Annotated in this window: 20 protein-coding genes; 1 reads left to right on the top strand and 19 read right to left on the bottom strand. The window is 42.0% G+C overall.

Annotated elements, in window-relative coordinates; all coding sequences use genetic code 11:
- Positions 1 to 436: 436 nt before the first annotated feature.
- The 10 genes from M2404_RS05420 to M2404_RS05375 all read right to left on the bottom strand — a co-directional run bounded on the left by M2404_RS05420 (position 437) and on the right by M2404_RS05375 (position 11,684).
- A complete protein-coding gene (locus M2404_RS05420) occupies positions 437 to 1,189 on the bottom strand; it encodes a tetratricopeptide repeat protein (RefSeq protein ID WP_259238707.1) in 753 nt (250 codons plus the stop codon).
- Entirely contained in the window at positions 1,179 to 8,222 is a 7,044-nt protein-coding gene (locus M2404_RS05415; protein WP_259238706.1) for a toxin TcdB middle/N-terminal domain-containing protein, read from the bottom strand. The genes M2404_RS05420 and M2404_RS05415 overlap by 11 nt, the downstream gene beginning before the upstream one ends.
- A 332-nt stretch (positions 8,223 to 8,554) precedes the next feature.
- The gene (locus M2404_RS05410) at positions 8,555 to 8,869 is read right to left on the bottom strand and encodes a hypothetical protein (RefSeq protein WP_259238705.1); all 315 of its coding nucleotides are present in this window, start codon (positions 8,867 to 8,869) and stop codon (positions 8,555 to 8,557) included.
- Positions 8,870 to 8,888: 19 nt separating this feature from the next.
- Complete coding sequence (locus M2404_RS05405; RefSeq protein ID WP_259238704.1) at positions 8,889 to 9,224, bottom strand: hypothetical protein; 336 nt, start codon at positions 9,222 to 9,224, stop codon at positions 8,889 to 8,891.
- 62 nt (positions 9,225 to 9,286) lie between these two features.
- Complete coding sequence (locus tag M2404_RS05400; protein ID WP_259238703.1) at positions 9,287 to 9,523, bottom strand: hypothetical protein; 237 nt, start codon at positions 9,521 to 9,523, stop codon at positions 9,287 to 9,289.
- A gap of 191 nt (positions 9,524 to 9,714) precedes the next feature.
- Entirely contained in the window at positions 9,715 to 10,026 is a 312-nt protein-coding gene (locus M2404_RS05395; RefSeq protein ID WP_259238702.1) for a hypothetical protein, read from the bottom strand.
- Between the two features lie 144 nt (positions 10,027 to 10,170).
- Positions 10,171 to 10,503 (bottom strand): hypothetical protein, encoded by a 333-nt coding sequence (locus M2404_RS05390; RefSeq protein ID WP_259238701.1) that lies wholly within the window; start codon positions 10,501 to 10,503, stop codon positions 10,171 to 10,173.
- 64 nt (positions 10,504 to 10,567) lie between these two features.
- Positions 10,568 to 10,915: a hypothetical protein gene (locus tag M2404_RS05385; protein WP_259238700.1), complete on the bottom strand. Its 348-nt coding sequence runs from the start codon at positions 10,913 to 10,915 to the stop codon at positions 10,568 to 10,570.
- Positions 10,916 to 11,347, bottom strand: coding sequence for a hypothetical protein (locus M2404_RS05380; RefSeq protein ID WP_259238699.1), 432 nt, complete (start codon positions 11,345 to 11,347; stop codon positions 10,916 to 10,918).
- Between the two features lie 31 nt (positions 11,348 to 11,378).
- Positions 11,379 to 11,684 (bottom strand): hypothetical protein, encoded by a 306-nt coding sequence (locus M2404_RS05375; RefSeq protein WP_259238698.1) that lies wholly within the window; start codon positions 11,682 to 11,684, stop codon positions 11,379 to 11,381.
- Between M2404_RS05375 and M2404_RS05370 the strand changes: the two genes are divergently transcribed.
- Positions 11,683 to 11,913, top strand: a complete 231-nt coding sequence (locus M2404_RS05370) for a hypothetical protein (protein ID WP_259238697.1) — start codon at positions 11,683 to 11,685, stop codon at positions 11,911 to 11,913. The two genes, M2404_RS05375 and M2404_RS05370, sit on opposite strands and share 2 nt — an antisense overlap.
- A gap of 66 nt (positions 11,914 to 11,979) precedes the next feature.
- Here M2404_RS05370 and M2404_RS05365 read toward each other — a convergent pair whose 3' ends face one another.
- From M2404_RS05365 to M2404_RS05325, 9 genes are all read right to left on the bottom strand, one after another.
- The gene (locus M2404_RS05365) at positions 11,980 to 12,111 is read right to left on the bottom strand and encodes a hypothetical protein (RefSeq protein WP_259238696.1); all 132 of its coding nucleotides are present in this window, start codon (positions 12,109 to 12,111) and stop codon (positions 11,980 to 11,982) included.
- Positions 12,112 to 12,270: 159 nt separating this feature from the next.
- Positions 12,271 to 12,495, bottom strand: a complete 225-nt coding sequence (locus M2404_RS05360; RefSeq protein ID WP_259238695.1) for a hypothetical protein — start codon at positions 12,493 to 12,495, stop codon at positions 12,271 to 12,273.
- A gap of 424 nt (positions 12,496 to 12,919) precedes the next feature.
- A complete protein-coding gene (locus M2404_RS05355; RefSeq protein WP_259238694.1) occupies positions 12,920 to 17,569 on the bottom strand; it encodes an RHS repeat domain-containing protein in 4,650 nt (1,549 codons plus the stop codon).
- Positions 17,570 to 17,615: 46 nt separating this feature from the next.
- Positions 17,616 to 18,140: a hypothetical protein gene (locus M2404_RS05350; RefSeq protein ID WP_259238693.1), complete on the bottom strand. Its 525-nt coding sequence runs from the start codon at positions 18,138 to 18,140 to the stop codon at positions 17,616 to 17,618.
- Positions 18,141 to 18,372: 232 nt separating this feature from the next.
- Positions 18,373 to 18,708, bottom strand: a complete 336-nt coding sequence (locus M2404_RS05345; RefSeq protein ID WP_259238692.1) for a hypothetical protein — start codon at positions 18,706 to 18,708, stop codon at positions 18,373 to 18,375.
- Between the two features lie 21 nt (positions 18,709 to 18,729).
- Positions 18,730 to 19,044 carry a hypothetical protein gene (locus tag M2404_RS05340; protein WP_259238691.1) on the bottom strand — a complete coding sequence of 105 codons (315 nt, stop codon included), beginning with the start codon at positions 19,042 to 19,044 and terminating at the stop codon, positions 18,730 to 18,732.
- Positions 19,045 to 19,243: 199 nt separating this feature from the next.
- Complete coding sequence (locus M2404_RS05335; protein WP_259238690.1) at positions 19,244 to 19,570, bottom strand: hypothetical protein; 327 nt, start codon at positions 19,568 to 19,570, stop codon at positions 19,244 to 19,246.
- A 69-nt stretch (positions 19,571 to 19,639) separates the two neighbouring features.
- A complete protein-coding gene (locus tag M2404_RS05330; RefSeq protein ID WP_259238689.1) occupies positions 19,640 to 19,957 on the bottom strand; it encodes a hypothetical protein in 318 nt (105 codons plus the stop codon).
- Between the two features lie 95 nt (positions 19,958 to 20,052).
- A complete protein-coding gene (locus tag M2404_RS05325) occupies positions 20,053 to 20,409 on the bottom strand; it encodes a hypothetical protein (RefSeq protein ID WP_259238688.1) in 357 nt (118 codons plus the stop codon).
- Between the last annotated feature and the right edge of the window lie 810 nt (positions 20,410 to 21,219).

Genomic DNA, 21,219 nt, shown 5'->3' with positions numbered 1-21,219 from the left:
TATTATAATAACTCTAACTTAGAGAAAAATTTAAATAAAGCACCAGGAGAATCTTAAACATAAAATCATCAATAATCCTGATAAATATAACGCACCTGCACATTAAGAGGTTGTCGGGCATGCTGGTACCGACACACTTACCGGCTTACTTGTATTAGCGGCAGCCAGCAGCAAGGCGAATCAGGCTTTTTCTACTTCACTGCTAAGGCAGTGCATAAAGTAATAGTACTGGCTAGCACTCCCACAATGGTTGTTTTTTAATTTAAATGATCAGCGCTGCCACCAGATAAATGCGTACCACCTCGACCTGGACAGTAACGTTAGAAAAAGCATTCGTAGAAAGTAGCAATGCTACGATAAATAAGTATATTTTCATATTTAGCTCCCAAGAGTAGCGAAGAAGTTACCTACTTCCCAATTTATTGTTATTTATATTCTACTCTAAGTTTTTTAGCAGCCAAGCAGACGATTCACTATCACCAAGCTCTGCCGCTCGTTTGAAAAGATCTTTGGCTTTAGATAAGTAATCTTTATCTTTTTCAACTTCATACCTAAGCTCATAGTACTGAGCTAGATACCTCATTGATGGTACATCCCCATTATGGACAGCGCTCTCCAACCAATTTTCTGCAACCTTAAATGATTCTTGATCTTTTTCTCTTGATAAAACCCCAAGCGCAAACTGCCGCATACTAATAGTGTCGCCTTTTAATGCCGATTTCTTAAACCAAAATTGAGATTTTTCATACAGATCAATTTTATCTTCATTCAAATAATACTTTTCCAGGTATGCGAAGCCTAGTTGTCTTGAACTTCTTTGATGCCCATTACTTTCCGCTTTCTCCAGCCATAATATTGCATTGTCAATGTTTTTTTCGAATACATCTCCGTTTTGTTGTAAAAAACCCATGTTAAATTGAGCACTTGCATTTCCAGCAAGCGCTGACTTCATTAGATAATTGCTTGCCTCCTGAGTTTTATCTGCTAAAACTGGATATGTCTTATAAAAAATACTGAACACTTCAAGCATTGCAGTATCACTTCCCAAGTCTGCCTCTTTTTTGGCACTATTATATTCTGATACTATCGCATCATGATTCAAAACTTCACCATTAGCAGTAACGCAATATAGAAAAAAAATTAATAAAAGAACTGTCCTCATGATTTTCTTACCTTTTTCAAAACCCACCTGCTTTCTGGAGGAATTTATTTGTAGTAGCTTTTATTAGGCTCTGTTCTGTTATATTCATTAGAGTGGCTCCATTACCTGACACTGCAGTACCACGCAACGTTACTGTCCCTTGCACATTTTTCCCCATAATTTTTCCTTGGAGTGAGCCACTTAAATTCCCGTCAGTATTAAGCGCCGCTTTTACTTGGACTGACGCTAGCTTTTCATCAATAAAAGTCAATGACTTTGCTACACCCAACTCTCCACTACAACTTCCACTAAATGAGCATTCACCGCCAACCGTTATATCAACAATTTTTGCGTTAATATTAATAGACTGCCCCATTGCACCATTTTCTCCATCTGTAGATACAGAAGTGCCCGTTGGCAAATCAATGCCCACCTGAGCATTTGTAGAAACCATGTCATCAAACTTGGCATGGCTAAACATTTTGTTTGCTTTGGCAGCGAGCTCAGGCATTAACTCATTTACTGTATATTGCATTGCAGAAGTTACAGCGCCATTAGCAAACTTACCTCCGGTCAGCTTAGATACTGTACCTCCAGCAATTGCTTGTATTAATGTACGGCCTAAGGAGGCTGAAGTCTGTATTTTCCCTACACCTTTCATGATACCTGCGGAAATAAAGCCATGTCCGAACTGGCCTCCTTGTAAAGAACTCATTACTCCCCCAGCAATCCCATGAGCTAACATTTGCTCTCCTGTAGACCATGCATTTGCAGTCCCCTCCGCGCCATGTATTTGATGACCTATAGCGCCGAATACTGCTCCCGTTAATGCCCCAGCTAAAGCTCCTCTTAAGTTTCCAGTAGCTATTGCCCCCCCTATAACTCCCGTCATAGCTCCGGCAACCACTGCATTCCCCATAGTACCAGCAGCAAATCCCCAACTTGCTGCCCACCCGCTTGCAGCACCGGCTGTAACATATGTAACGACTGCCGCCGCTATCACTCGCCAATATTTCTTAACAAACTTGCCAATCGATTTAAAGAAATACCCACTAGGATCGGTATAGCTCATCGGGTTGTTTAGCACATAACTATAACGGTTATAGTTTTGCAGGTTAGAAGGGGCCTGGATAAACGGATCAGCTTGCATAAAACGGCCGAGTATCGGGTTGTAGGTACGGCCGCCCATATGAATAACCTCAAAGTCATTCACCATATTATGACCGGTATAACCTTTGCTGGTACCAGGGTTTGAGTAAGTGTTAAACACACTGTTAGTGCTTACGCTGTACTGCTTGCCCCATGGGTCATAGATAAACTGCTGTAACAAGGCACCGCTGGCATTCGTTATACTTGTGGTTGAGCCCTGGCCATCTTTGTGCAGGTAATGTTCGTCATGCGCGTTATTGCTGCGTTTGGTAATAACGGCATTACCCACATAAAACTTATGCTCTGTAACGCCAGTTGGCAGATTCGCCCGCTCATAGGCGCCATCGATATATAGCGTATCGGTGGTTTTATTGTCACGTACATCAATACGCCGGAACATCTGCCGATCTGGCCCATAAGCAAAGTCGGTACGGTTAGCGCCCTGTGTTACACGGGCTGGCTTATCAAACGCGGTATAGGTAAAACTGCGTTTACCGTCGTTGGTGACATTGCCGTTATTATCATAACTAAAGGTATATGTCCCTGTACCGGTGCAATTGCTCGCAGGGCCCACTGCGGTTAACCGGTTTGTTAGCTTTATGCCTGCAGCGTTAGTGGCGGTATAGCAATAATTACCGACATTGGTTTTAAAGGTCATATTGCCAAAATGATCGAAGCGGTAGCTTTCATTCATCTTCAGCGCCGCCGGCAGGCTGTTATAGCCGCTGCTACCGCTTACGGCACTGATAGTACGTGAGGTTACCCGATGCAAATCATCATAACCAAACACTTCAGTAAAACCGGCCTGACTGCCTACACTGCCAAAATTCAGCTGGCGCTGGCTAACATTACCCACATAGTCATAGTTGTAGTCCATATTATGTACGTGGGTACTGCCGCGCTTCACCGTAAGCGTATCCAGCCAGCCGCTGTGAGCGTAAAACGCCCGGTCTTCCGTTACACCATTGGCATAAATCACCTTTGTGGCCTGGCCACGGGCATTAATCTCTGAGACTTGCTGATAAACACGATTGCTCTGGTTATCAATAAGCTTGGTTAACGCGCCATTGTCATAATGATGCTTTATTACTACATCATCAGCGGGGTTTAACGACCAGGATGGATAAGTTAATAAGTTCAAACGGTTATAGCTATCATAGGTGCTGCTGATACGGAAACTACTACCCGCTGTACGCACCAGCTTGCCAGACGCTAACCCCCTGCTGTTATAGCTGTATATTTCTTCATACGCCGGAGTTACTGTAGTGTCACAAGCAACATTACTGTCGAAGCTACGTACCCGTACCAGTTTGTTCAGGTTATAACTTATTGCACTGCTGCCATATTCCCAACAAGTGGTGCCTGACGGATCCTGACGGCGGCTTTGTCTGCCAATAGCATCATAATTAAACGTTGTTACCTGATTATTGGCATTCGTCTGGCTCAGCAATTCGCCAAAAGCATTGTAAACGTATGACCAGGTGCCTTTATCCTGATCCGTCATCTGATATTTACGGCCATAAGCATCGTACAGATTTTTGGTACGCACGCTACTGACGCTGCCACTTATCGCCGTTACAGTGTCCAAGTTGCCAAAGGCATCATAGCTGTACTGTAGTTTGTTACCTAAATGGTCTTCGACCTGCTTGCTTTGTCCCAGGTAGTTATTGGTGGTTCGTTTCGTTTTATTATTAGGATCAGTTTCAACAACCGTTAGCCCCTGATATTCAATACTACTAGTGCCGCCGCTGGCGAGACTGGTGCTGGATATCCTGCCCAAATTATCATAGTGTGCCTGGCTAAACAGGGTTGAAGCAGTGTCTTTTCCCGGTTCATAGGTTTTATCCGGCCGCCCCTGACTATCATAGGAGGTAGTTGACACAGACCAGGTACCATCTGAAAGCTGTGTTTTGCTGGCAATCGCTCGGCCAAACTTATCCAAAAACTGCTGCTGCTCTGCCTGCCCGTCTGTTACCTGGGTAATGCGAACATAAGCACCGCTGATATCACACGAACTACCGCAGTAATATTGGTAGCTATAGCTGTTAATTATAGGGTCATTATCACCTTTGCCTTTCTGATAAGCATGATATTGGCGGCCCAGCACGTCAAAATACTGCCTGCTGGTTTGCCCGTTGCTATCCGTTGCATTGATATAACGGATAATGCCCGTTACGGTGTCAGCCGGCATACTGTTGTAAGTAAAATCTGTGCTATGGCCGGTTACATCTACACTTTGTTTAATATAGCGAAACCGGTTGTCATACACCGTTCTGCTCGTTCTGGTAGCTGTAGCTGAACCGCTGGCGTTGGTACCGGCAGTTACCGCTTTAGCAGTTGTATTGCCCGCGGCATCATAACTGTAACGTGTTGTGGTTTTTGTTTTAGCATCGCCTGGCGATAGCGTTTCGGTTTCCAGCATCAAATCGCCGGAATAATAACTAAACGCACTGGACCTGCTAATATCACTTTTTAATGCATTACTCTCATACAGCTGTTTTCTGACAGAAGACGATGTTAAACGCCCATAGCGTTGGTAAATTGCGCTGGTGCCATAATCGTTCACCGTTGTGGTTACCAAGCGCTCTGCATTATTTGCAATATCTGACTGAACAAGCGTGCTGGCAGTTAAATTGCCGTAGCTGTCATATGTAAAAGTGCTGCTTGTTTTTGCCAAGCCATATTCCCGACCATCACTGCCTTGCTGATAACTGAATTCTTCAGTGCTTTGAATATACGGAAATTTACCGCCATAGGCGCTGTTAATAACATTGACATTATTCTGCGCAAACGATAGTTGTACCGTTCCTTTTGCCTGAGATGTAGATTTAGGTATACCGGTATAAGGCCACTCCTGGTGATAAACTGTCTCTGTCACCACATCAGTTTGCTTATCAGTGGTTCTTAGCACTTCAAAGCCTAATAGCCCACGGCCTTTTTTATGCAGTAATAAACCGCCGTACTGGTAGTCAACACCCACACTGTTTGTTGCGGTTGTTTGGGTGCTAACATTAGACACTACATACAAACCAGCTCTGGGCGAGAAGTAATCACTGCTGATGTTATTTGATGAAGACTGCCGGAAATATACATTGCTATCTGTAATATTTTTATAAGCAATACTGGTTTTAACGCCCCAGCCATTGGTGATATTTTTAATTACGTGATCTTTTATATTTGGCCTGGTACCCAAAAAGGTTTTCCAGCCGCTGTCATTCGTTGATGTTAATAAATCCAGCTTTCCGTCAGCATTAATATCAGCAAACTGAATTGTGGCATTCGCATCAAAGGCTCTGGTACCTCGACGCTCAAATACTACCTGTTCGGCATTGGTGCTGGGACGGGTAAGATAAACCTGCCAGGTATTGTTACTGGTAGGTAATAAAATATCTGTGCGGCCATCACCGTTCAGATCCAAAAAGTACGTTAAATGCTTTAGGTTATCTGCCACACTAAGCCCTGTACTACGTGCGGCCTGAAAAGCTGAGCCATCCGACAGGCGATAGTGCCAGATATTATTGGCACGATAAAGAATATCTGTGTAACCATCTCCATTTAAATCAACGGCTCTGACATCACTGTAATTAGTCATGTCGTCAGCGTCATTCACTAACTGGGTGCCGGTCGAAACAAATAATTTTAAACGCGTTATGGAGGTCCATCGAAACCCTCTGCGCTCACATTCAGTTGGGCTGAAATTTCCGCCAGAACATCTACTTTCAGTTACCCTTAATAAAATATCGGTTTTACCGTCACCGTTAATATCAATCATCGAGGCAGACTTCATATCCGCAGTGAAAATTAGCGGGCTAAATGTCCCTGTAGCATCACTACCGCCAATAGGCCCCAGATCTACTTCTTCACTGAAATAGCTACCGTTCATTAACTTACCCAGGTTGCGGTACATTTTAAAGCGATTGTTACGCAGGTAAACAATATCCTCCAGGCCATCGCCATCGATGTCGGCAACAAAAGCCTGCCCCTCCAACCCAAAGGCGTTACGTTGAGTATCAATTAAGGTATAACTTGACGTCACAGTTACCGGAACACATAATTTTGTCCCGCCACCGTTTGGCTCACACTGTACCGATTGAGAAGTAGAAGGAATATACGCCAGCGTATGCCAGTTTTTTGTCGCACTATCGGCAATTAATAAGTCTCGCTGGCCATCACCATTGTAATCAATAGTTTGTGCGTATTCTTTTTTGTTTACCCCCAGTGCAGTTAATGTCGACTCGGTAGCATAATTAGCTGTGCCGCCAAACCGTACACGCCAGCTACCTGAGCGTGGGTACACCATATCAGCATAGCCATCGCCATTAATATCAATGATCTGCTGATACTGCCGCTCATTTGAGGCGCCTTTTAGGGTGCTTGACGTGCTAAACGGCGCAAAACTTTTACCTATAGAAGCCTGCCAGCAATAATTCAAAGCATCGTAAGTTGAATTACATTCAGTGTTGTAACCAGTAACAATGGCGGCTGGGCGCTCCCATTCAAATACCGTTGCTGGTAAGCAACTTTTTGCGTTGGTGTCGGTACACTCCTGAATGGACTCAAGGTAATTTTTTTCTTCTAATACATTGGTATTAAAATAGTTCAGCCGGTAATGCCTGAATAACGCAGCGTCCTGATAAATATCTACACTGGTTAACAGCTTTGTCATAGCCACACGGCTGCCAGCATGCCAGCCAACAGAAATTTTAGTGTTATTCTCATAATTCAGAATAACTCTGGCAAAAGGCGCAGCTCCGCCAGCTCGCCCGGTGTAGTGTACCTCTGCCAGATAGTGCTCACCTTTACTTACATCCTTCGCATACCGAAACGCTATATAGTTGCCTTTCACATCCTTTATTGCTTTAAGCGCCCACAATCTGGCCTTATTACTACTGGCTGCAGTTTCAAAAAAAGCATCGCTGCCGGTTTCTGCAGAACCACCATAGCTTTTTAACGACAAGGCGAGTGGCTTGCCCATAGAGTCATTGCCACTTACCGCACTGATATCGCCGTAATAATGTATCTCGCCGGATTTTGTTTCTACTGAAAATGCCAATGGCCCTTGAGCGGTGCTGCCATGCTGGCGCACTATGCCAAAACTTTCCAGCTCAGTGTGGTATTCAGTTGCCGACCAGTACACTGAGTCAGACACACCTATGTCATTAGCTCGCCCTTTTGTAACTAAACGCTGCCCATCCAGGCAGAGCCGGTCGGAAGCGCTGAACGATATGTTGCCTTGGACATTATCAACCGCTATGTTTTTCGGGCAACGGCTGACTGCTGAAGCACCAGCAAATTGCCAGCCCATCCCCATATAACCATCACCGGCGCTGCTGTTATAGTTAAATGCCAGTGCCGGTTGTACCCCAGCTATGCCAGCGGGAATAGCAAGAGGTAGCTGATAATTAGCAGCGCCCGATTCATCAACCCGGAACTCGCCAGCGGACATGCCGACTAAAGTAGCCAGTACGGGAGGTTGATGTAACACTGGGTCTACAGGATCATACGGAACGCTAACACCTGTTTGTTGCAACACCGGGGAAGTTGTCAGGTCTTTTACTATCAATGCCGGTAAGCTTGCTACATCAAATGTGATAGTAATATCAGGCCGTCCATCGCCGTCTACGTCTGCATATTTAAGACCACTAACGGCCGAGTGCCCTTCAGTTAATTGCAGAGCTTTCCACTGAGCTTCAGTAAGAACTTCCAGGCTCCAGCCGTTTGCACCCTGAACCAGTTTTAATAAACCATTAATGGGTATTAACGACAGCGGTATTGATACTTCACCGTGAATTAAGACAAACTTTTTCGGTGCCTCAAGATATATATTACCGGCATAATCAGAATAAATTTTGTAGCCCGCGCTATCGGCTTTTGCAGTAAAACCAGCCAAAATAATCACAGTTAACAATACATAACGAACAACAGCGCGCATGGGCTAATCCTTTCAGAGCCGGTTATAATTTATACAAACAGTTATTACTTAAAAGAGGGCAAGCCTCAGTGCTAATGAGTAAATAGGAAAAAGATTGCAGATTTTACTTTCGAAATTTATTTTTTCAACAATAAAATGAGGTGGTAGATTGCAAAACTTCACGACAGGAAACCAGTTTTTGTGATGAATATTTAAAATCTTCATCCATGGCAAGCTGGCTCCTGCCAAACGATGAATAAATTAATACTTTTCTATACAAAAAAGCAGTGGCCAGCAAAATGCGAAAAACTGTCTTGCATGTGAAATTAATACTATCCCCTAACATAAAGAAATTAATCAATTTCCGCCAAGCCAGAAATAACACACGTAGTGTGGTTATTATCAACTACATAAGTTACTTTCTTCCCTTTAGCTTTCGCTGATAACGCGTAAGCGTAAAGTGCTTTGTCAAATTCAGTGCCAGACATATTAATTTGTGCTCTGGAGTGAGTACAATGCGTTGCCATTTGTGCTGAGGTAATATACGCCACGCCATTATTTAATGACAATGACCAATCACTAAGCGGCACTGCCGGCCAGTAACGTTCAGCGAAACAGAACGGGCTCCAAACTAGCAAACCCATTACTAAAGCGGTAATTATTTTCATAATCATCTAATCCATAGGTTTATCTAAGTTGTAACCAGTTTACATCTTCGCCATCGCCCCAGCGGTTACAAGTATTCATGCCACGCACAGCCAGCTCGCGACCAGATGCCTGGGCGGCAAGCAGCATAGCGTATTGCTTTTTGCCTACTTCAGAGTTTTCGTCTCGTATCATCCAGTAAGTTTTGGTTGCACAAGCCGGCTTATCAGATGCAACGCCCCCTTCGATCTCGAAGTACACTAACCCATCAGTTGCTCGTACCAGCAAACCAGTAACTTTACCAACCTGACTGCCTGCATTTGCCGAAACACAGCTCAACGCCAACAACACTGCAAATGCCCATTTAGCTTTTATCATCCTATTCACTTTTACTATAAGCCTCTATCAATTGATTGCGCTTGAAGTATATCCCTTCACGTTTACTGCTTATCCAACTGGGCATTAGCTATTGCGGGTATACCCTGGTGACAACCGTCAACGTAAAACCTTACTTTTTTCCCTGCCGTTTGCGCAGCCAAAAGCATTGCATAAATCTGCTGAAAATGAGGGTGATTATCTGGCAGAATATAATAATTCCATCGGCCACATTTATCTGGATCCGACGGAAACTGATGTTTTAATAACAGACCATCATGGCCTTTATAAAATAACAGCACATTAATGTCTCCTGCATCAACCTCCCCGCCAGCTGTGGCGTTAAAGTTGATTAAACAGAGAAAAAAGCTGCAACCTTGAGTATAATTTTCATTTTATTAATCCACTAAGTGATGATAAATATTGGTATTTACCAAGCCATTTAAGGTACTCAACTAACAGGCACTTATTCGCCATAAAATACATATTAAAATTACCAGTTACCTAAATGTGTAATTGGTCCTGGCTGTTTTATATTAGCAACACCTAGAACCAAATAGCCCGATGTAGCCATTTTAGCTAAAATAACACTCCAAGCAGATTTTCCTGCCTCTGTTGTTGTATCAATATAGTAGCTATAGCAACACGCTAAAGCCTCTGGATTGAATTGATCAATATTCCGAAAGTAAACTCTACCATCAGGTGCCATTTGCCAGTGCAATTTGCTCATATCACTAACGTTAATCCAGTCTTCAGCGTCAACATGAAAAGGTAAAACCATCATTAATAAAAATAAATATTTCATGTATACTTCATAATTATCTAACTCATTATGCTACTAAAATGCTTAATTAACTTTTCCTGACTTCAGGTAAACTTTACACAACTGAAATCAGAAATATAGTCACATAAAAAACCTTAACTCATCAATTTAAAACCAGTTATTATTTCATTCAACACGAAGCCAACGCAGGTCTTCAATACCACTGTAAATATTGCAGGTATTGTAGCCAGATATATGAATGTTTTTCTGCGCCACCTGTGCACTTAGCACTACAGATAACAAGGCAGCACCACCAGGAGCTTCGGCATCAAATACGAAGTGATAGTTACCTTGCTGGCGGCATGTTGGTTGCCCTTCCATCACGCCCTCAACAATAATAAATACCTTTCCATTATACATCGGTCCCAGCTCTATCCGCTGTATTTTTCCAACACCAGAACCAGCGAATGTTAAAGTACTAAAAAATGCAATAAAATACAGAAAGATACACCACTTCATTTTATTTAACCCTTTAAATTTCCAGCGAATAACAGCAACATATTTCTATTCAAAAGATAGTAAATCAATTAATACTAACATGCCCAACATGGCAATAACCATTTACATCTCTTACAGTAAATATAGTTACGTTCATCTTGGCAGCTTTAGCGGCCAGCAATACCGATACGTAGGTTTGGTAGTTACTATCGGTATCATTTAAAAATCCCCACGTATTAGCATTGCCACATATTGGTGGTGCACCTTCCAATGTAACCCTAAAGCCATAATTACCACCGCCGGTTACATCTATGCTTTGTATTTTCTCATATACTTCACCATCCCAGGCTATAGCTGAGCAAGAAAAAATATCAAAAAATACAATATACTTTTCAAGTAACACTACCCTTTGATTACTTTTATGTGGAAACAACTACCCTTCCAAACGTATGTAATAAAAGCCATGGATAGGTGCAGAAAAATCCAGCCAGTTACCTTTATTGCAAGATGTATTGCCATCGTTGTTAAAATAAAGCCTTACTGGTTTGTTTGCCATATTTGCTGCTAACAACAAGCTAAAGCTCGCTCTACAGGCTTCAGTCTCATATTCGCCTTTTTTTTCACTTAAGGAACATAAAATATTACCAAAGCCTATACCTTCAATATCTGCCTGCAAATTTCCATTACCTGCAACATCCACGGTTTGGACTTTCCCTACACAATAATGAGCGGCATTAACCATTACAGGTGCAGTAAATAAATAGACCGCCGCGTATTTTTTTAATATTTTAAACATAATCAACCTATTTTCGCTTTTTAAATAAAACGCCAGCTGGTCAATTTGAGCTATCACAGCCAGCAACACTCAGTACTTTGCCGGTGAATATCAGCTCGGTTTATACATCCAGCATCAGGTAATATGGAATAGGTGAGGTTTCGTAGGTGCCAATGGTGCTACATGAGGTTAGTCCCGCCGTATAAGCCACCTTAACATTTAAGCTGTCTTTTTTTGCTGTAGCAGCATAAGAGGCCCACATTGAGCAAGTTACTGCACTAACCTCGCCGGCATTGAGATTGCAAATCCGCGTCCAATCGTTGCGCCAACTGCCATTTATTACCACATCACCTGAAGAGGTTATATAAACACCGGCTAATTTACCGCTGCACCAAATATTTGCGCTGGCAGGTGCTGCAATCAGCATGGCAATTGCAGCTACACAAACACGACTTTTAACTGTTTTAAACACAGAGTTTCCCTATAATAAAAAACAAAACTATCAAGGCATAGTGCCAACTTTAATACCAATAAAATCTTGGGCGTTTGCCCAGCTTAAGCAGCTTGCTGTGGCGATGATATCGACTTTAGTTTCGCCTGTGGCGTATGCAGTCATAACAATAGCGATCACATCCTTATATGCTATCGATAGCTAACCGGCCAGTACTGGCACACGCAGGTATCGTGCTTTTATCACCGCAGATATCAATCCGCAAAATACTTTATCCACCAGACGTAAACACCCCAGCACCAATAATGGCGCGGCCTCTAAAGTACTCTGTGGCTTGTATGCTTTGTGCTGCAAGCAGCAAGCTCCAACCAAACACCAACAATACCCCTGTTACAACCGCCATTTGTTTTAAACCTCACATAATTCGTTTTCAGTCGCTAAGTATTGATTTCGAATCCGTCAATTCAAGCGAGAAATAATTTGAATATTGTTAATACGGCAGATAGTGCCGCCACTGTTGTATAAACTATTACGTACTTACCGGTGAGCGACAACGCCAGCGCTATAGCATAAATACGATGCAGCTCCTCCGGCAAGCCGGCGAAATACAATAACCGTAAGTTCCACCATCACATTTAGCAGGAACAACGTTACCCGATAAACGAATAGCGGGGTCTGTACCATGAGCCTTGAGCGAGGTAATTTGACCACCTACGTAATCATCAGCTGCATAGACCTGCGCAGCCGAAATTAACAACAAAGAAAATACCAATACCGCCTGTTTCATTTTAATAATCCTGATAAATATAACGCACCTTTACATGATGCTGGCGCTGCACCATATTGCCCGCCCTGCTGGCGAGCACTGATCAGTTCAACTGGAATCCACTGACCAGGCTGCTGGTGGTTTTGCTTATTTTGAACAGAGAGCTACGCCGTTAACAAGCGTCAGCTCTTCTGTTCAAAATTAAGCCCTAAGACAGGGAAGTATCTTGCAATTGCTGCGAGAGACGATTAGTTATCTTTCTTAAATATCAACCTAAAGTTTGTAACTAATATGACAAGCTGCATAAAAACAAAAACATATACAAATACTTCAAATCCTTTAAGTAAACCATATTCAAAGGCTTTGATACCACCGATGAACGAGGACAGTAAGAAATATACTATTTCTAACTTTATAAAGTAGATGGTTTTATAGCTAAAATTCATCATTGTTTGTCTATTTCTTTTTGAGCCACATTCGTTACCACATCAACAGTCAATTTTCCTGCTTCAGTAAAACCAGAGGTCGTTGCTGCAGCCTGAGTATTACCAACCATTGAGCTTCGAGTTGTATTCGTAATTGATGAATTTAATCCACCAAACCCTTTTTCAAGGGTCGATGCCACAGAGTTTGAAAGCTTTGCACCAACTCCAGCACCAATTGCGCCAGCTGCCGCAGCAACACCGACTTCAGAGAATGAAGTCACCTCGCCATCTATGGCATTGGATACAACAGTACCCGCAGCATTCGCTGTTCCCCCTGTTGCAGCAGTTGTGCTAATAGCCCTGGCAGAAGAAATCGCACCTTTCGCTGCATTATTTGCCAAGCTCGCGCCAACGCCACCAGTTAAAGAGCCAACAGCTCCTGCAATAAGAACACTTTTAGTATCAATACTTCCAGTTGTCGCATACTGAACAGCCGCTTCAATACCAGCTCCAACTATAAATCCGACTGCAAAATTTATAAATTGGCCATCAGGATCTGTATATTTGTACGGATTATTATTCGCATATGCATACCGATTAAACCCCATCGTCGGGTTGCCACGCTGCATATGCCCCATAAAGTCGACTGGATCATTACTGTAGAAACGACCTATGACTGGGTCATAATACCGCTGCTGCATATAGGTTAACTGCAGATCGTCATCTTCCAGATGTCCGGTATAGCCTGGGGTGTCTTCACTGGTCAGCACCTGGCTTTCTTTGGCGATTAACTTAGTACCCAAATGGAAGTATTCCGTCGGGCCATTATCGCCGTCGGTCATCAGCAATTGACCTGCTGCGTTGTACAGGCTGTACTGGGTTTTACCGTTACTTACCTTTTTAACTCTGCGGTTGTAGCCGTCGTACTGATAACTGTTAGTGCCGGAGGTAATCAGCTGATTAGCCAGGTTAAAACTAAACGCGCGCTGGCCATTGTTGGTTACATTACCGCGACTATCGTAAGCAAAAGTCCTGCTGACACTACCACTAATACCGGTTAAGCGATTGTTGATATTGTAGGCATACGTCAGGCTCTGGCTGCCTAGGGTCTTTTTGGTAATATTACCTATACTGTCATAATCAAAACTGCCACTGCCCCAAAAGCCTTCTGCCGTGTCTAACCGGTCTAAGTCATCGTAAGTCAGGCTGATGTTTTTCGCTGGGGTGATAAGGTCGCTTATCGTATTGATATTATGGTTGTTGTCATACTGGTAGCGATAATCCAGCACATTGCTACTGCTGCGTTTTACCGTTTGATATTCTGGCCTTTGCTGCGTATCCAGTAACTGGCTGAAGCTTAAGCCATTACCATAAGTGAAGCCTTTTAGCTGGCCATTGGCATAGTAGCTGGCTGCCGTTGCATAGCTACCCACCCGGGTCGGCTGGCCCAATGCATTTGGCGCGTAGCTTACGTTTTTGCCTGACGGGTAAGTTATACTACTGACATGGCCCATGGCGTTGTACGTTGGGTCTGTTATCCAGCTAATATTATTAAGAGTCAAAACCTCTGTTTCCATCAGATTAGCGCTGTTGTACGTGTAGTCCCATATCGCCGTGCCAGCAGCCAGGGCAGTAATATTACCCTGATTGTCATAGGTGTAGGTTTTATCCGGCGTGTTGTCCGGGTAATTTATTATGCGCAGTGACCCGAGGTTATCATAACCGTAACTGACTTTTTGGGCTGCGGTGACTGAAGCTTCATTACAGGCCGTAGCACCACCGGAGGCACCCTGCGCTATCCACACCGGCTGACCTAATGCATTATAGCTATATGCAGTGTGACCGATATCTGGCCGCACCAGACGACATAGTTGCTGCTGAGCGTTATAGCGCCGGCTTTCTGTAATGCTGCCTTGGCTAATGGTAATAATATTATCGAACAAGTTGTAATTTATATCGGTGGTTACGCCATGCGGTTGTTCAATTTTAGTAGGTAAATCCTGGCTTGGGCTGCCAAAAGCACGATAGGTAGTAATGGTGCTGTTACCACGAGCGTCAGTGGTGCGTATCTGGTTACCCGCCAGGTAGGCGTAATCCATCCCTTTGTTATCTACCGTACTGTATTGCCGTATTAAGCGCTGCAGGCCGTCATATTCAAATGCTGTACCCTGGCTTTCTGCACTGCTGGTACTGGGGTAAGAGATAAATTCCGGCTGGTTATAAGCATTGAAACGTTGCGCGGTATAACGGCGTGTAGCCGACGCGTTACTGCTATCCCATTCTTCGCTTAGTACCGGGCGTAGTAAACCGTCATATTGTATCTTTTTGCGGAAGTTCCCACGTGTAATCGTCTGCGTAAAATAACCGTCGGATGTTGCATAGCTAATTGTCGTAGGGCTCCAGCGGGTGTCAGCCGGGATAATGTCAGTTAAGCGGCGCATGGTGTCATACTGATAGTCAGTACGGTTACCATTGAAATCAGTTGCCTGCGCGACGGTACCATCATCATTGATTGCTTGGCTGGCGCTGATATAACAGCTAGCCGAGTTAGTACAGCTGGCAGTATAACGGTTCGGCATCTTAATCAGCTGCGGCTTTCCACGTTTATAATCACGGAACTCTACCCAGCGGTTAGCAACATTAAACCTTTGTTGGTAAAGACTACCATCACTGTAATAGGTCTTTGTGTCTTGTAACTGTCCAAAACGATATTGTTGATAAGGCAGAGATTTCGCTGTGTGGTCACTGGTGTAGTAAGTTTGTGAATCTACAGTGCTCCACTTACTACCATCATCTGATACCTCTGTCTTGGTAGGCAGATTAAGAACCCAGTTTTTTGTATCATGATAATATGATAACCTAAAATATTTTACTTCATCTGAATTTTTATAAAAATTAGCCTTAGCAGGCACGCCGTAAATGTTAAAATCACTATAATAACTATTATATTTCGTAGCATCCCCACTAGCACCGAAAACCTCTATTGAAACATGATCAATATAACTCAACTTATGAATCAAGTTTGTATTTGCAGTCACCTCTACAACATGATAAGAATAATAGTCTGTTAGATCGGCATCCCCTACAACTTCTCCAATTTTATAGGAGTTGATAACCCTATCAAGCAGTCTACCTTCTTTGCTATATCTTTCTAACGCCTCAAGCTTACCTTCTTTAGGACTAGTTATAACACGGTTAAAATAATATATCTGTTTTGCACCATCCATATCATGAACAGTTGTCCATTTATGATCACGGTTTGTAATATTAGGTGGTAGTCGACTACCATTTGCGTCCATTGATTTATTCTGTGTATATTCATAACGCCACCTACTTGACTCTTGACCACCTGCATACTTAACCACTCGGTCTGTCAGGGAGTATTGAACTTGACAGAGATCTTCACCATATGAAATACCATCATGCATACTACCCTCAAGCATAAATCGCCTTGGCCTAAAATTTAATGTACTTTCAGCTCCGGTTGGCGATTTAATATTTCCTGAGATTAACTTACTATCAGATTCATCAGTAAAGTTCGTGCAGCTGTAACGCATGTGATATGGCAATGGCACCAAATATGCATTAGCGATAGCTTTTAAATCATAACTCCAATATGTTTGGTCTGGCAAAACCACCTTAGTTAAATAGGACGAGCTAACTTTCCCATGAATATCAAACTTATAATCATACTCATAACCAAACGACTGCTCGCTCGACGAAACTGTCTTCACCTTGCCATTTTCATTATATTTTATCGTTATTATTCTTCCATCATTAGATGCTATAGAACCTAGTTTATCGCCTTCATAATTATAGATAACATAATTACCAAAACGGTCTTCCACACGAGAAACTAACAAATAGGCATTAAACACCTTAGCTGTATCAGGCCAACCACCACCATCTTCAAGAGCTCGGCTAACAGTTCGATAAAATTCAAATTTTTTCTGTGAGAATGTATAGGTAATTCCCGATGGAGATGTAACAACATAACTCTCTCCGCCGGTTACATTGTCCTCACATCGAACAAGCCAGCCACCCTTAGTAATTTTCTCGGCGTAATTACGTGCTACAAGATGACCAGTATTATCTAAAATATGCTCTGCTGTTTCTCCAGGTACGTTGAGATAAACTCCATGCCAATAGTCCCAGAGCTCAATATAATCATCAGGTCTTCTATCATACCCAGGTTGCAAACGCCCACGACATTCATTACCACTACCCCATTTCCCTCTAAACCTTTTATCTTTTTCGTCATATATTACTCTGGTCGTAACATATGGTAGATCGATTCTCCACTCACCTAAATCGTGATTAGGAGAAACAGCGGATAAATAAGTAGAAATAGTCGGCATTTTTCGACGAAACTCAACTTTTAATTCGCTATTGCCAGGGATACTAATATCAATCGCACTAAAACTGACATCCCCAGTAGCGATGTCGACTTCATCTCCAAAGCCTTCAAATGATTCAATTTTTAAACCATCAACATTAATTAATCTGGCTTTGCTGTGTTCTAGTAAAGATAGACCTTGATTTGCTAAAGCAGTTGAAGAAAAATTTAAAATAATGAATAACACGATCAATGAATTAAATGTTAAAAAACACCTAAAACAACAATAAATATAATTTAGAACTATTATAAAATATAATGAGAGGAAAGCCATTAAACACTCCACATGAAGAGAAATAAATTAACAATAGAGATGAAGATTACTTATTAACATCACCAAAAGGCTTATAATCTGTCTTTTTAATTATATTACCGCTGCCATCAGACTCAGCAATAACTGAACCCAACACGTCGGTGTGTAAATAGGTAACCACAGGCGTTATAATTTTTACAATCGTAGTTAAGCCGGTCACTGTAATAGCAGGTTGGCCATTGTTGAATATAAGCCGGATATCTGCCAAACCATCACCGTCAAAATCGGCATAACCAATACTTTTCACTATGGCGCTGCCTGGTGTCAGTTGCAGCAACTGCCATTGCGCTGGCGTTAATACTGTCAGCTGCCAACTGCTATCTGATTTAGCCAACTTTAACAGGCCATTCTTGGGGGTAATTAACAGCGGCACTGCCACTTCGCCATGGATTAATACAAACTGCTTTGGCGCTTGCAGATAAATATTACCCGACGGATCACTGTAAACCAGATACTCCCCAGTATTAGCTTTTGTTGCAGTGGCAGCTACCACAAGAAAAAAAAATAGTAAGTAACGAAAAACAGCACGCATGGGCTAATCCTTTCAGAGCCGGTTATAATTTATACAAATAGTTATTACTTAAAAGAGGGCAAGCCCCAGTGCAAATAAATAGAAAAAAGATTGCAGATTTTACTTTCGAAATTTATTTTTTCAATAAAAACATTAAGGTTAAACTGGTTAAGAATTCTTACATTACAGAATATTTTTTTCATTAATGTGCAGTGTTCAATACACTTTACTGAGTAAATTTTTTGAGCTTCCATCACCTACCCACCATAAATCTGTCAACTAGAGCATGACAAGCCGGTGGTTGTTCTACTATAAACAAATTAACATCTTTTTGTGCGATAAATGCCGCAATCAGTGCAGACACTTGTGTTGGATAGTCTGGATGATTGATGTTCAATAAAAATCGGGAACCACCATCGCAGGTACTTAGTTCAGTGTTCTTGTACTCTGTAACAAATAACATCCCCGTACCTGTCGGGTAGATATAACGGATTTTTGTCCATCCGCTGTTTATGGTAGCAAACACGGATTCTGGAAAAAATGCAGTGGATAACACAAATGCGAAAAATGCCTTGCGTGTAAAATTCATATTATTCCCTAGTACAAAATATCAATCAATTTCCGCCAAGCCAGAAATAACACACGTAGTGTGGTCACTATCAACTACGTACTTTAACTTTTTTCCTTTAGCTTTCGCTGATAACGCATAGGCGTATAAAGCTTTATCGAACTCAGTACCAGACATATTAATTTGCGCTCTGGAATGAGTACAATGCGTTGCCATTTGTGCTGAGGTAATGTACGCAACGCCATTATTTAATGACAATGACCAGTCACTAAGCGGCACTGCCGGCCAGTAACGTTCAGCGAAACAGAACGGGCTACCAAGTAATAGACCCGTTAATAAAGCAGTAGTAATTTTCATAATCATCTAATCCATAGGTTTATCTAAGTTGTAACCAGTTTACATCTTCGCCATCGCCCCAACGGTTACAAGTATTCATGCCACGCACTGTTAGCTCACGGCCAGATGCCTGGGCAGCAAGCAGCATAGCGTATTGCTTTTTGCCTGCTTCAGAGTTTTCATCACATATCCTTTCTTCAATGAATAAGAAAATCTTAATTTACTCGACACGAAGCCATCTTAAATCTTCAATACCATTGTAAATATTGCAGGTATTGTAGCCAGATATATGAATGTTTTTCTGCGCCACCTGTGCACTTAGCACTACAGATAACAAGGCAGCACCACCAGGAGCTTCGGCATCAAATACGAAGTGATAGTTACCTTGCTGGCGGCATGTTGGTTGCCCTTCCATCACGCCCTCAACAATAATAAATACCTTTCCATTATACATCGGTCCCAGCTCTATCCGCTGTATTTTTCCAACACCAGAACCAGCGAATGTTAAAGTACTAAAAAATGCAATAAATACAGAAAGATACACCACTTCATTTTATTTAACCCTTTAAATTTCCAGCGAATAACAACAACATATTTCTATTCAAAAGATAGTAAATCAATTAATACTAACATGCCCAACATGGCAATAACCATTTACATCTCTTACAGTAAATATAGTTACGTTCATCTTGGCAGCTTTAGCGGCCAGCAATACCGATACGTAGGTTTGGTAGTTACTATCGGTATCATTTAAAAATCCCCACGTATTAGCATTGCCACATATTGTTGGTGCACCTTCGAATGTAACCCTAAAGCCATAATTACCACCGCCGGTTACATCTATACTTTGTATATTTCCATATACCTGACCGTCCCAGGCAGCAGTCGCACCTGAAAATAGAACCATCAGTAACATAGCAGCTATTTTTCCCATTTACGTTCCTAATTAAAAAAACTGAAATAAATTGCGATTGAACAACGAACATCAAAATAAATATCAAGCGGATTGTGTCATTTGAGTTATTAAGGTTACTCCCTGCCAACACCAATATGTTGATTGACAAGCCCATAGCCATTGCTATCTAAGCAGTAAACAATATTAATACTTCTATTTGCCAGATGCGCCGCAAGTAATGCTGAGTAGGCACGAGAGAAATTTTCTGCGTTAGCTGTCTTAGCGCAACCAGCCGAGTCGCCCGTGCCAAACCTTAAATAAAACCATTGCGGAACGGCCTCTGGGGTTGGGTCTATTTGAAAATAAACAGTATTAACGTCGTTATTTAGCGGCAATTGAATCATAGTAATTTTCCCACTCGCGGTAGCACCGAGCAAGACTCCTGGAAAAATCAATACAGCCGCAGCTACAAAACTTGAAAACAATTTCACTACCATCTCCTTTCTGTTTATACAGAATATTATTTCACACCTACTACGCCATCGGTTCTGGCGCCATGAACGTAAATTCTGATTTTTTCACTAAGGATTAATTATAATATATCTGGCTTTTATATAGTTAGGCAAATTATTGCAACTAAAAGCGTTATCTTGGCTATCTATATAAACGTCCACTATCTTATCTGCAGCGAGCGCCACCAGTAGCAATCCATCGCCTTTATTCGATGTTGGGCAAATACATTTATGATTAGAGCTTTCAGTACTAGACGTGGTGTTACCATTACACTACTGTGGGTAATCCATTAATCTGGTAACCTTACCTTTGCAATTAATATCAGCAGAAAAAACAACACTAGCCTGTAATAAAGTAGCAAATATTAATAAAAATATACGCATGATTTAATTCTCATAAATTAATATTGAATAGAATATTTTAATTAACGACAGTGAAATACGAAATTGTGTCGGAGAAAGGCTGATCTACACAATCCCGATATGTTCTAAAGCTTACCGTTTTTTGCATTGCAAAGGCCATCATAAGCACACTCAAATACTCTTTTGCCATCGGACGGGCCATACTAAATGACAAATAATCACCGTTAGAACCGTGGCAAGCGGGTTTATTCTGTACACCACCAGCCGGATAGATGTATACAAGATTGCCACCTTCAAACATCAGGATTTTATCTATTTTTGCAGTGGTATCTGGACTTCCCCTAAAACACTAGACACTCCTTAGGTTAGAATACAACTTTAGGAGGGCACCATGTCCAAGCAACGTTTTACATCAGAATTCAAAGC

Source organism: Rheinheimera pacifica (genome assembly GCF_024809855.1).
Classification (GTDB): domain Bacteria; phylum Pseudomonadota; class Gammaproteobacteria; order Enterobacterales; family Alteromonadaceae; genus Alishewanella; species Alishewanella pacifica_A.
This window is presented reverse-complemented; position numbering and strand designations above follow the sequence as displayed.